The sequence below is a fragment of the Clostridium sp. SHJSY1 genome (genome assembly GCF_031626875.1).
Lineage (GTDB): Bacteria > Bacillota > Clostridia > Clostridiales > Clostridiaceae > Clostridium.
In genome coordinates, this window is sequence record NZ_JANDMF010000036.1 from 19,773 (window position 1) to 33,251 (window position 13,479).

The following is a 13,479-nucleotide window of genomic DNA, read 5'->3' on the forward strand; positions in this document are numbered from 1 at the left end:
TATATGGTCAATATTGACAAACTTGGCAAAAAAATAATTCTGGATCTTGATAATAATATTTCTACAAGCAGAATAATGGTATTGTTGAATAACTATGGTTTTGAGTGGGAACATGGAAAGTACATCCATAATAATTACTATGAAATTCAAGAGTATTTACCAGAACTAATAGCGTATTTTAAAAAAAAAGGTGAAAGTGTTAACTTAACTTCACCAATCATAAATGTTATTAATGCTTCTAAAATTGAAATAGTAGAATTTGAAAAAGCAAAAAAAAATGGTAATGCAGTGAAAAAGTTAGGTAAATTACCTAGAATAGAAATACCTAATTTCCAGAGAGCTTTGTATCATTATCAAGAGCGATTAGTTCTTCAAAATCTTTTAGTTAGGAATTTTGCAAACTTTTCAGTACCGGGTAGTGGAAAAACTACAATGAATTATGCAGTTTTTGCAATTAGATTACAAAAGGGATTAACAAATAAAATATTAGTAGTTGGACCACCAAGTTGTTTTACTGCTTGGGAAGAAGAATATGAGGCGTGTTTTAAGAAGAAGGCTAATTCCTATTTATTAATAGGTAATGAAAGGGATAAACTATATAAAAACTATAATAATGCCATGTTATATTTGACAACATATGCTACAGCTCTAAAAGATGTTGATAAGTTGATTGATCTTCTATGTAAAGATAAGTTCACTCTAATTCTCGACGAGGCACACTATATAAAGCGATTTAATAATGGTTCTTGGGCTAGAGCTATATTGGAATTAGCACCATTTGCTAAATTTAGATCCATAAACACAGGAACTCCAACACCTAATGGAATAAAAGATATTTACAATTTAATGAAGTTTTTATATCCAAGTAATATATTATTTAATAGTAAAGAAAATTTTAAATATATATTAAAATCAAATGATGGAGTGAAAAAGATAAAAGAAAAAATTAATCCGTTTTTTGGTAGAGTAACTCAAAGAGATTTAAATTTACCTCCTTATGATGAAAAGGTGATTACAGTTGAAATGTCACCTATTCAGCAAAAAATTTATAATTTTATTGTGGGTAAAGCATTAAATGAACTTGCAAAAATTGGTCAGAAAGATTTAGATTTAGTAATTAGTTGGTTTGAAGCAAAGGTTATTAAATTACTAGAGGCAAGTTCAAATCCATCTTTGCTCATAAAAGAATTCTGTGAAAATGAAAATTATAATAGTATAGATCAACTAGATATAGTCTCATTAGTAAAAGCTTATTCTAATATAGAAAAGACCAATAAGTTCAAGAAAGTGATGGAATTGGCAAGTAACATCATAGGATGTGGAGATAAGGTAATCATTTGGAGCATATTTGTGGAAAATATAAAATTACTCAATATAGAATTTAAAAAAATAGGAATTCCATGCTATACCTTATATGGGGATGTACCAAAAAATTATAATGAAAATAAGGAGTTTAATAGAGAGAAGGAAATAAAGCTTTTTATGAAAAAAAATGAGGCAAGTATTCTTATTGCAAACCCGGCTGTTTGCGCTGAAGCAGTGTCTTTTCATAAAGAATGCCATAATGCTATTTATTTTGATAGGACTTATAATTGTAGTCAATTTATACAGAGTCGAGAGAGAATTTATAGAATAGGGCTTCAGCCAAATCAAATAACAAATTATTACCTTGTACAAAATAAAAATACTATAGATGAGTCTATACATAATAGACTTATTGAGAAAGGTAAGCAGATGGACGAATTGCTAGAGGAGGATTTATTTGATTTAAATTATAGTAATGATAAAGTTAGTGATAATTATATTGAAGAAGATATTAATTCATTAATAAAGAATCTTAATGGAGAGGGTATTAATGAAAAAATTTTGTGATATGATTTGGTTCGTTAAGCAGGTTCATAATTTTAATAATAAATATAGAACAAATATAGAACTAAATTATTTAAAAGATTTAATTAAGGATACAAGTTTAGGTGGAAATTTAATTCAACCTACTGAATTAATAGATAAATTAGTACTTTATAATTTAATAATACTAGATAAAAGTCAAAAAGTATCACTATCTGAAAATGGAGAAAAAATTATCAAGTGTAATAACACTAAAAAGTATATATTAAATTGTAGAGAGAAAAGTATATTGGCAAATGAATATATAAGAATTAATAAAAAACATATTAAACAAGTGGCTGAATGCTTTTTTAAGGAAAATTATAAAGTAGTATGTAAAGATAGTTGCATACGCTATGAGGAAAAGCAAATAATTGAAGATATGAAATTTTTAGATATAATAGTTTACTCAAATAATTTTTATTATCTTAATCATAATTATTTATGGTTATATCTAGAGGAGTGTAAAATGATTACTGAAGTAGAATTAAACGAACAGTTAATCAAAAACAAATGTATTGGAGATTTAAACGAGGAATTTGTATTAGGCTTTGAAATTAATAGATTAAAAAGCTTAAATTTATGTGCTCAAGCTAATAAAGTTAAACTTGTATCCCATGATTTTATTAATGCAGGATTTGACATACTATCTTTTAGCGACGATTCACTAAATTACAATAGATATATAGAAGTAAAGAGTGTAGGTAAAGGAAGAATATTTAATTGGACTATAAATGAAATTGAAATGGCAAGGTTAATTAGCCATAATTACTTTTTGTACTTGGTAATAATGAAAGAACCTTTAATTAATTTAGTAATTGTAAAAAATCCCATAGAAAATTTAGAAAAAATAGCATATGAAATCAAAGGAACTAATTATGAAGTTAGAATAATAGATAATATATTTGATGATTCTTTAGTAACTTCATTTAATGATATAAAGTTTATTAATATTTAGCTTTTATTAAAAACATTTAATTAAGAGGAAGGTTTATCTTCCTCTTTAAAATATCATAAAGTGTAGATACGATATTAATTATAGATTTAGCTTTTCTATTTGACTTCTTTTATGTGTTATATCTATGTGAGTATAAACTTTTGTAGAATTTAAATCTGAATGTCCCATGAGTTGCTGAATTGTTATTAGATCTATATTTTTTTAATCAATAAACTTGCAAATGAATGGTGTAGCTTGTGTATGGTATATCCTTTTTTTAGTCCAGTAAGATGAATATAATGTTAAAACATTTGTTGTAATGCTATTACAGATAACCTATTATTTCCATCAGATAAAAATAAACAGTTATTATTTAAAGGAAATCTAGATTGAAGGTAACACCAAAGAGTTTCTTACAATGTATCAGTCATAGCATAACACGTTGTTTTTTCCTTTTCCGTGGAGTATAGTAATTGTTCTTTGTCGAAAATTTATGTTTTTCCAATTCAAGTACAAAAGTTCTGATTGTCTCAAACCTGTGAATATAAAGGTTTCAAGTATAGTTTTATCTTGAAGTTTATGGCTATTTGAGTATTTATCTGGAGCCTCAAGAATCTTTTTTAATTCTTCTGAAGTTAAATAAATAGGAATCTTTTCTGGTTTCTTTGGTGCAGTTACAGAAGCAACAGAATTTTTTTACATATTCTTGGCTGATTAAAAATTAAAAAAAGTACATAAACTATTAATCTTTCTGTTTACAGTAGTGGTTTTGAAGTGTTTATCTTAATTTAAAAAGAATATATACCTACGAATTATTGATGTTATAATTTTCTCCACCTCTAAACATAAATTATTTAGCATTAGAAAATGTGTAAATAAATTCATCTCTCTTTGATATGCCTCTACAGTTAATGGAGAGCAATCTTCTTCTGATTTTAAGTAACTGTAAAATTCATTAGAAATTTGTTCAATATTCATTGTGCTAATCCTCATTTTAGTATGAAAAGCTCTGGCTTTATATAGCACATAAGTATAGATATGTGCTGCTTATATAGATCAATGATTTTTCAATGCCTTGAAAAGACTGAATTTATGAGAATTAGTCCAATGATATTTGATACATACAGAATTCGGCTTATGTATTGTTTTATATTATTCAGAGTAAAAATAGATTTTTATATATGAAATTTCATATAATATTGTTATAGGTGATTACTTAAATTTAAATAAACTTTATTAGGAGAGGGTATATATGAAACAAATGAAAAGTCCAGATCAATTTAAAAAAGAATTTGAAGAGGTATCAAAGTCAAGATTTATTCTATTAAATGAATATAAAACAAAAAGAACTAATATAAAAGTTAAGCATATAGAATGTGGTAAAGAGTTTGAAATATATCCAGAGAGTTTTTTGAAAAGTGGCAAGTGTCTTTATTGTAATAAAGGTGGAAGAAAAAGTCACGATGAATTTGTTAGAGAAGTTAGAGATAAATTAGGTGAAGAATATATGATTCTTTCAAAGTATATAAATAATAGAACAAAAATTAAAGTTAGGCATGAATGTTGTGGATCTGAATATGAAACATTACCATACAACCTCACTAGAGGGAAAAGGTGCATTAAATGTCATGGAAATACTTTAAAGACCAATGAAACTTTTGTTGAAGAAGTTAATAAATTAGTGAAAGATGAGTATACAGTATTAGGGACATATAAAAATAATAAAACTAAAATAAAGATGAGGCATAATATATGTGGAAAAGAATATGAGGTAATTCCTCATCATTTTTTAGGAGCCAAAGGTACAAGATGTCCACATTGTAATAATAGTTCAAAAATTGAGGTGCTTATAAAAGATTTTTTTGAAGAATCAAATATTAAATATGAAACACAAAAAACATTTAGCGGTTGTAAAAGTGGTAATGGAAAATATCTTCCTTTTGATTTTTGTGTTTATTATGATAAAGATAAGTTCTTTCTTTTAGAATATGATGGTGGTCATCATAGGGATGAAAGGTATGGAAAAATAAAGTTGGAGAAAACAAAAATTAATGATAGTATTAAGGATAAATTTTGTAGGGATAATAGTCTGGAGTTAGTGAGATTAAGATATAACATAGATAATATAGGATACATGGAAATATTAAAAAAAATTCTATTAGAAAAAGGTTTATTATAAGAAAATGTATTGTAATATAAGGAGAAATAAATAGCCTTCTTTGTATATGAGTTATAAAAAAGGAGTATAGTGTGGATATAATTCTGGGAAAATTATTGTATACAAATAAGTAAATATCCCTTATAATTTTTAATATAGATACGCTGAACAACGAGTGGATTACTGTTTAGTTAACAATGTTAAAATGGCTTGAATAAAGGGTTTGAAGGTAATGAACCAAACGGCACGTTTGAGGGGCGTGTGTACCAGTTACGTACGGGTTCAAGTCCCGTCACCTGCACCAATAGAAAAAGTCTATTACTTGATTTTAAGTAATAGACTCTTTTGAAAAATGGCTAACGATATAAAAAAACTATTGCACGTTTATTTAAGAAAAATTAGGTAAACGTGTAGTAGTTTTTTTAGTTAAGATGTGATTTTATTTCTGTATAATCTAATCCCTCCATAACATCATATAGCATTCTTACTGAATCATCATAAGGTATAATATTGTTTTTTTTCATATTAATATTATGCGCGAAAAAAGAGAATTCAATTGCGAATTCTCTTTTTTTATCGGCTAGTATCAAATTTATTTTGATACAGACACATATTTTAAGGTTAGAAACTATTTTTGTGATGAATTTTTTAATTTATAAACGTTTTGTAATGAAGTACTTGATTTATCTTTAGATGTATCCTTTAAATTCTTATTATTTAAAAGATTATTGCCATCAAGATTTATTGACTTTAAAGAACGTTCTTTAAAATTTAATAGTGATTGGTTAGATAATAGGGAAGTAGTATTATTAGTTGGAGTAGTATCTTTAGTAATGAAGTTAATTAGTGTTACATCATATAGTTCACTATTATCTGCAAATGGGATGCCACAATTAATAATTAGCTGATAACTTGAATTCTTTTCGTATTGACCATTTGGAGGATCTACTATTAAAGTTTGGTTATCAGATGCTAATTTTATTGATGCTGAAACTTGATTTCCAGTATTTGCATCAAAAACACCAACATAATCTGATAGGTTTGCATTTGAGGCAATTTGTTTAGGAAGTTTGTATTTAAATTCTTGAGTAATAGGTACTGCAGCATTTAAGTTGTAAGAACTCAATGAAGATACTCTAAAATTCATATAATCAATATAGAAATCGATTGGGTCTTTAAAATCACGAGTGCTTTCTACTAGTTTTATAGTATGTCTTCCTTGAGGCACAGAAAAACCTTTTATATCAGTAGTTCCAGAATTGCGAACAAAATCATAGCTACACTGTACATTATCACAAGATGCATAAGGATTGTTATCACCTGATTGCATTTTGTAAGTTCCTATATACACATAAGCAGTTTTTGCTTCATCGCTTGACCAAAAAAATACATCATATAAAGTATTAAGATTTCTATTACTACCTAGAGGTGTTAATTGGTTAACTAAGTCTTGAAAAGTAGGTAATGTTCTATCAAAATGTAAAGCATCAGCATATCCAAACAACATGCCACCATATACAGTCCCATTATCATTAGCTACAGAATTAGAATTTTTATTAATAATTGAAGTGTTTGTATTAGTTTTAGCCATTGTTACTGTTGAAGTAAGAAGTAGTGTGGATAACACACCTACTATTAAAGTTTTAAGTTTTAATTTTTTCATTTTTTGAATCCCCCCCAGAAAAATATAAATTATGAACAATTAAGAAAATGATTAATTCAGTTTTTTGTATTAAGGTCATTTTGGCAAAATAAATAAAATTGCTAAAAGTGTATTGTAGTAAAAACCATATTAGTCATTTTTGTAGTAAAGTACGTATTTATAATACAGTATTATACCAATTATGTAAATAATAAAGTTTTTTGTATAAAATTAAAAATAAAGGATGCAATTATTTGTTATTTATCTTTATATAATTCTCAAAGCAATAAAAAAAGGTAATAAATTAAATATATTGAAGATAAGTACAATATAAGAACTTAATAGCAGACTTTACGAGTATTTTGTTGAATAAAATATGAAAATATGGCAAAATAAGTATGAATTGAATTGAAAGAAGGTTTTAAATATGAGAAAAAATCTAGTAAAAGTATTAGGCCTAATTATGGTGGGAAGTTGCCTATCAACACTACAATTAACTTCTGTGTCAGCAAAAAGTGTACAAACTACACAAATTAATTCTTATGTATCAATGCCCCATCTAGCAAATGTAAGAATAGCTTCATATTCAGATGCTAATTCAACATATAGTACTAGTGGTGGAACAATTAGCAAAGGTGAATTACCATTTAGTTTTTTGACAACTAAATCTGGTTATGGTGGAGTAAGAGCTGTGTACATTGATGGTGTTGATATAATGGCTAAGTCAATATTTGAAAAAAATGGTGGGTGGACTGCAACTGAAATAAAAACAACAGTTAATAATGATTATATTAAAGGTTTAAAGACAGGAACTCATAAAGTTGTAATGGTTTGTTGGGATGTACAAAATGACTATACATTATCTGACTCATTTACATTTAACTTGGTAGATTAATTTTGAACTAGAAATATTAATTAAACCATGTAAATTAGGGGAAGTTAAATTATGGGTGAATCTTTTCTTTTTTAAACTAAAAATAAATATAAAAATGCAGAATGGCTAATAGGGGAAAGCCATTCTGCATTTTTACATTATCTATTTTTTGGGGGAATAAATAATGTTTTATTAACTTTATGAGTTTATTATATATCTATATTATGGCAATATAATGTCTATAGTGTGTGAATATTATGTGAAATACTATAGAGAATATGAAAAAAAACATAGTTTAAATTATTTTGTAAAATATATTATATTAGCTACAGATCTTTCGCCAGTTTCATCTGAAGGACTATTTACTAATCTACCATTAAAATAAAGAGTTGTTGATCCACCACCATCGAGATTATAAGCAATAGTTGCACCTCGATCAAATAATAAATCTTGTAATTCTTGTGTGGTAAGGCCTATTGAATATCCTGGCCTTTTTCCATCAGCAGTAATTATATAATATTCATTTATGGATACTTGCCCTATTGCGGTTCTAGGGTATGAACCATTTGGACTACCAAAGGTTATAGGTATCTTCTCACCATTATTTATTAATATTGGGCCAAAAGTAAAAGTGTGTTTAACTCCTTGTTGTATTAGTTCTTTCCCCGTTTTTCCACTAGTAGGTATATAAAAAGTCCCATCTCTTTTGATGCATAAAGGTGTTCCGTAACCTTCTGCAAGAATTTTGCCTTTTTGTATAATGATTCCTGAAGGCTTGTTGGTGTCAAAGAAAAATGCAGAGGCATTAATTCCAAGAATTCCTTGATTTCTAGAAGTAATTTCAGAAGTTTTTTCTCTTTCAGCCATAAAATTATCATGTCCAAAAGTTGTTTTTAATTGGTTTGGGGAATTAATTTTTACATGAGTGATCCAATACTTTATATTAGGATTAATTTTTACTATAGGTTCAATATCAATACTTAATGAATTACTTCTATAATGATACATATCCCATTGATTTTTTTGTTCTGGACTTATAATGATTTTATTTTTTTTAGATATGTCTGTAACTGTATTTTGCATAGAAGCTTGAATATCTGTATCATCATGATTTGATACTTCAACAATAGTATTTTTATTTGAATTAGCATAGTTAAACAATAATAAACTTATTAAAAAAAGACTAAACATAATTGTTGTTTTTTTATAATATATTTTTATCATAATTATCCCTCTAAACAAAAATAATGAATTAAATTTCATTAGTAACAAAATAGTGAATTAAAATTAGGATTTTAAATAGAAAAAGAACTAAGAATTGTACAAAAAGAATAATATTAATTAAATTTTTTATAAATATAATTCAAGAGAGTCTATATGAAAATTATAAATTACATAAGAAAATTTGTCTATTTTAACTTTTACAAATTTATATAAAAAAGAAAGGATAAATCTGTAGAAAATATATAGTTAGGAAATATATGTATGTTTTGTGTATGAAGCGCAATGAGTTTTAAGTATAAAAAATTTATTTATACAAATAATACTTTAGGTAAATAATTTTTTTATTACAGGAGGAAATAGATATGAAAGCAGAAAAAATGAGCAGACCTAATGATGGAATTAAATGTGTTGTTAATACTTGTCATTATTATATGTCAGGTGATCACTGTAGTGCTTCAAGAATAGAAGTTCAATCTAAAAATGCAAATAATTCACAAGAAACAGATTGTGCTACATTTATTAGAGAAGGAATGTAGAATCTGTTTTAATTTTTAAAATCCAAATAGTAAATTTATGAAATACCGTATTATTCTAAAAAGAATTTTACGGTGTTTTTCTTTAACAAAAAACTACTTTCTTTTGATTTTTTATGAAATTAGTGTAAAATATAATGAGATAATTATTGGAAAATATAATTATGAGGTGAATAAGATGGAAAAAGATGAAAGATACACTGAAGCATTATACATTGGTAGAGAAAAATGTATATCAAGTTTTTGCTTAGCAGCAATTTTTTTTGTTGCACTAACTATATTATTAAAAGATAATGAAAAATTAACAAAATCTATTATAACTATTATTGTTATTACAGGAGCTTCTACTGTTAGTATATTAATTTTAGCAGTCCTGAAAATATATGAAGCAGCTTACTATAGGATAATGTGTTTGTTTTTTATTGTTGTTACTTTTGTTAATGTGAGTAATTTAATATTAAATGATCAGTTCAGCAACAGAGGATATGTCACTATGTATGCAAAGGTTGTAGGGTATACAACATTACTGTTACTTTTGGTAATTACATGCTTAAGAATGACAGAATGTGTATATGAAACAAGAAAGCGGCAGATAATTAAATATATATTTGGAGCTATTTGTATTGTGTTAACTAATATTAGTGTAGTTTTATACAATAATTATGGTTTTATCCAAATTAATAATTTGCTTATTTTATTTTTTACTTATTTAACTAGAAAAAACTTAAAAGGCTTTAAGTTAATAAATGAAAAGAGAATAAATACTATGTTATTTATTAATTTCAATAATATAGCCATTAGTTGTTTAAGTATTATAAACATTTTTTTTAATGGGAATTACATGATATTTGATGTGATAATTAGAATGCTAATTTTTTCAGGATTTATGAATAATTTTGTAATGGCAATAGATAAGTTGTTAAATGGACCATACAAGGTTTTATTTGGTGATTTATATAAACAAAATGCAGAGATGAATGAACTTAATAGTGAAGTTGTTAGAAAAAATAGAGAACTTGAATTTTCACAAGCTATAATTAGAAAAAAAGAAAAAATGTTCAAAACCTTTTTTATCAGTGTTCCAGTTCCTTTAGCTATTGTATCAAACAAGGGAAGAGTTATGTTTATCAATTCTAGCTTTCAAGAACTAGTTGAAGAAGATAATATCAAAAACATAATAAATAAAAAGATATTTTCCATAGTAAAGAGTAAAAATGATGAAAATATTAATGAACTTTTTATGAAAAATCATAGTATTATTAGTGGAGTGGTTGCAGGCAAAAAAGAAGAAAAATATGTAGATATGGAATTTGTAGATATATCAAACAGCGATGAGGAAACTCTTATTATTTTTAATGATGTAACTTCAAAAATAAAAATAGGTAAGCTAAGGGCGGAAATGGAAAATAACATTTTCCAAGAAAGAATAAAGAGAGATTTCCTATCTAACATATCACATGATTTGAAGACTCCAATAAATGTAATTTATTCTGCAGCACAACTTATAAGCGTTTATGTAATGGCTGGTAATAGAGAGGCTTTGAAAAAATACAATTTAATATCAAGACTTAATTGTATCGGATTAATTAGACTAACAAATAATCTTATAGATAGTAGTAGAATTTATTCGGATTATTTGTCTGCCAATATGCAAATTGGAAATATTGTAGAAATAGTAGAGGAAACAATAACATCTTTAATAGATTATGCAAAAAATAAAGATATTAATTTGTTATTTGATACAGATGAAGAGGAACTTTTTGTTAAATATGATGAAGAATTTATTCAAAGGATAGTAATTAATATTGTATCTAATGCAATTAAATTTTCAAGGGAAGGAGGAAAAATAGAAGTAATTATAAAAAGCGTTGAAGATAAAGTGAAATTATTAATAATAGATAATGGAATTGGAATGGAAGAAGAATTCATAGAAAAAGCTTTTTCAAGATATTCTATGGGAAAAAATAATGAAAGTAGAAGTGAAAAAGGGACAGGCATAGGACTATTTGTAGTTAAAAAATTAGTAGAAAAACAAAATGGAGAGATTTCAATAAGAAGCAAAATAAATGAGGGGACTAGAATAGAAATAGAATTCAATAAGGAGTTATGTAATGCTTGATAAGGATAATATTGTTATAGATACATATAAAAATAAGGAAAAGAAGATAATTACATTTTGTTCGGTGATTGCACCAATTTGTTTTATGCTATTAACTTCAATATCTGTTGAAAATGGAGAGAAAATATTAGTTTTATTGGTTGAAATATTTTGTACTTCTTTAGGACTCTGTGTTGGAGCAATATCATTTTTGAATAAAGAGTTAAAAGAAGGTCCTTTTTATAAAAATATAGGAATAGGATTTTTCTTTATAGGATTAATGACATTTAGTATTGTTATTATGCTGTTATTATACGATTTTAAAAGTGTAATTACTAATGAATTGTTTGTAACATTGAAAGTTGCAACATATTATTTGGAGTATTGCGTAATAATTTTAGCTTATTTATTTGCCATTAGTAAAAATTCCATAAGTTTTAATAAGACGCTTTACAGTATGATATTTTCTGTATTTGTAATTATTGGAATATCAATTTATATGAATAGAAGTATTAAATCCTTTATATCAAATGAATATTCAGAAGTGTTGTTTGTATTTCCAGTAGCTATATTATTATGTGTAATAATTTGGTTAGATAAAAAATTTCTAAGCAAAAAAGAAAAATGTCTTATTTATGAATTTATAGTATGTATTTTAATTCATCAAACAACATTTATTGCTTACTGCTATATGGGACATGGTTTAATATATTTAGCAGGTATATCAAAATATTTTGCTTATTATATTTTATTTGATTTTAGTTCTACATATGTGTTGAAAAAGTCATATATAGCTATGAAAAAAAACCTAATAGAAGCACAAAAAACAGAAAAAGAATTAAATAATTTGTTAAAGAAGAGAAATAAGACATTAGTTGAATTGGAATATCTAATAGAAAAAAGTGGGAAAAGGTATGGGGAACTTATTGAAGGAATTTCTGATGGAATAATAATATTTTATTTTGATAAAATATATTATATAAATTCAGAGGCAAATAACATAATTGGAGGAATTGGAGATAGTGAATTAAAAGATATAAGATTTAATGATTTTACTGAAAATATACTTCCAAAAAAATTAATTGTAGATAATTATTCTGTAATTAAACAAAGAATTGATGAAGTAGAACGAAAAGAAATAGAAAGTTTTAAGTTTGAAGTAGCTAGTTATTCAGGAATTCAGTATGAAATGTATTTTTTAAATATAGATAGTATAAATAGATTAGTTTATATGAAAAATGTTACTGAGACAAATAGAAATTATGAGTTTAAAAGAAAATATAAGGAATACATGGAAGCTGAAGAATTAAAAAATGAATTTTATTCAAATATTTCTCATGAGCTTAGAACTCCAATAAATTTAATATATTCAGCTCTTCAATTATGTGAAGTTAATTTAAATGATGATAAATTAGAAACTATTGAAAAGCATAATGAAACTATAAAGCATAATTGTTTAAGATTAATAAGAACAATTAATAATTTTATTGATACTAATAAAATATCAGAAGGTTATTTAAACCCAAATATGAAAATACATAATATAGTTTCAGTGGTTGAAAATATATCCCTAGCATGTAATAAATATATGGAAAAGATAAATAATAATTTAATATTTGATTCAGAAGAAGAAGAATTTTATGTTGAATGTGATAAGGATATGATGGAAAGGGTAATATTAAATATATTATCTAATAGTGTTAAATTTGGACGTGATGGTGGGACAACTACGGTGAATATATCTGCCTATGAAAGTGAAGTAATAATAAAAATAAGAAATAATGGATATACGGTAGATAAAGAAGTAATGCCATATATATTTGATAAGTTTACAAAAATAAATAAATCTCTAAATAGAACGACAGAAGGAAGTGGCCTTGGATTATATTTAACCAAAGCCTTATTGGAATTGCAAGGTGGTATAATAAGTTTAGAATCTAATGATGACATAGGAACTGAGTTTATTATAAATTTACCTAGATCTTATGATGAAGAAAGATGTGAGTGTGAAGAAGAATTTGAAATGATGAATCCCACAAATGAAAAGGTTGATATAGAATTTTCAGATATATATATATAATTTTTAGCATAATAAAAATCCTATAACATAATAGTAAATAAAGCGA

Annotated in this window: 11 protein-coding genes; 7 read left to right on the forward strand and 4 right to left on the reverse strand. The window is 25.6% G+C overall.

Features of this window, described 5'->3' with window-relative positions; translation table 11 throughout:
• The first annotated feature begins 3 nt into the window (after positions 1 to 3).
• Together NNC19_RS15795 and NNC19_RS15800 are read left to right on the forward strand one after the other, a co-directional pair.
• Entirely contained in the window at positions 4 to 1,872 is a 1,869-nt protein-coding gene (locus NNC19_RS15795; protein WP_310939633.1) for a DEAD/DEAH box helicase, read from the forward strand.
• Positions 1,856 to 2,845, forward strand: a complete 990-nt coding sequence (locus NNC19_RS15800) for a DUF3883 domain-containing protein (RefSeq protein ID WP_310939634.1) — start codon at positions 1,856 to 1,858, stop codon at positions 2,843 to 2,845. Before NNC19_RS15795 ends, NNC19_RS15800 begins: the two co-directional genes overlap by 17 nt.
• 402 nt (positions 2,846 to 3,247) lie before the next feature.
• Here NNC19_RS15800 and NNC19_RS23530 read toward each other — a convergent pair whose 3' ends face one another.
• Together NNC19_RS23530 and NNC19_RS15805 are read right to left on the reverse strand one after the other, a co-directional pair.
• The gene (locus tag NNC19_RS23530; RefSeq protein WP_396136445.1) at positions 3,248 to 3,475 is read right to left on the reverse strand and encodes a tyrosine-type recombinase/integrase; all 228 of its coding nucleotides are present in this window, start codon (positions 3,473 to 3,475) and stop codon (positions 3,248 to 3,250) included.
• A gap of 132 nt (positions 3,476 to 3,607) precedes the next feature.
• Positions 3,608 to 3,802: a site-specific integrase gene (locus tag NNC19_RS15805; RefSeq protein ID WP_310939635.1), complete on the reverse strand. Its 195-nt coding sequence runs from the start codon at positions 3,800 to 3,802 to the stop codon at positions 3,608 to 3,610.
• 274 nt (positions 3,803 to 4,076) lie between these two features.
• On the opposite strand from NNC19_RS15805, the gene NNC19_RS15810 reads away from it, so the two are divergent.
• Entirely contained in the window at positions 4,077 to 5,003 is a 927-nt protein-coding gene (locus NNC19_RS15810) for a hypothetical protein (RefSeq protein WP_310939636.1), read from the forward strand.
• Between the two features lie 607 nt (positions 5,004 to 5,610).
• Here NNC19_RS15810 and NNC19_RS15815 read toward each other — a convergent pair.
• Complete coding sequence (locus NNC19_RS15815) at positions 5,611 to 6,645, reverse strand: hypothetical protein (protein WP_310939637.1); 1,035 nt, start codon at positions 6,643 to 6,645, stop codon at positions 5,611 to 5,613.
• A gap of 406 nt (positions 6,646 to 7,051) precedes the next feature.
• Between NNC19_RS15815 and NNC19_RS15820 the strand changes: the two genes are divergently transcribed.
• Complete coding sequence (locus tag NNC19_RS15820; RefSeq protein WP_310939638.1) at positions 7,052 to 7,519, forward strand: hypothetical protein; 468 nt, start codon at positions 7,052 to 7,054, stop codon at positions 7,517 to 7,519.
• A 279-nt stretch (positions 7,520 to 7,798) separates the two neighbouring features.
• Here the strand turns inward: NNC19_RS15820 and NNC19_RS15825 are convergent, their stop codons facing one another.
• Positions 7,799 to 8,722: a phosphodiester glycosidase family protein gene (locus tag NNC19_RS15825; protein WP_310939639.1), complete on the reverse strand. Its 924-nt coding sequence runs from the start codon at positions 8,720 to 8,722 to the stop codon at positions 7,799 to 7,801.
• Between the two features lie 362 nt (positions 8,723 to 9,084).
• On the opposite strand from NNC19_RS15825, the gene NNC19_RS15830 reads away from it, so the two are divergent.
• From NNC19_RS15830 to NNC19_RS15840, 3 genes are all read left to right on the forward strand, one after another.
• Positions 9,085 to 9,258: a DUF1540 domain-containing protein gene (locus NNC19_RS15830; RefSeq protein WP_310939640.1), complete on the forward strand. Its 174-nt coding sequence runs from the start codon at positions 9,085 to 9,087 to the stop codon at positions 9,256 to 9,258.
• Positions 9,259 to 9,433: 175 nt separating this feature from the next.
• The gene (locus tag NNC19_RS15835; RefSeq protein ID WP_310939641.1) at positions 9,434 to 11,374 is read left to right on the forward strand and encodes a HAMP domain-containing sensor histidine kinase; all 1,941 of its coding nucleotides are present in this window, start codon (positions 9,434 to 9,436) and stop codon (positions 11,372 to 11,374) included.
• Positions 11,367 to 13,433 (forward strand): HAMP domain-containing sensor histidine kinase, encoded by a 2,067-nt coding sequence (locus NNC19_RS15840; RefSeq protein WP_310939642.1) that lies wholly within the window; start codon positions 11,367 to 11,369, stop codon positions 13,431 to 13,433. The genes NNC19_RS15835 and NNC19_RS15840 overlap by 8 nt, the downstream gene beginning before the upstream one ends.
• Positions 13,434 to 13,479 lie beyond the last annotated feature (46 nt).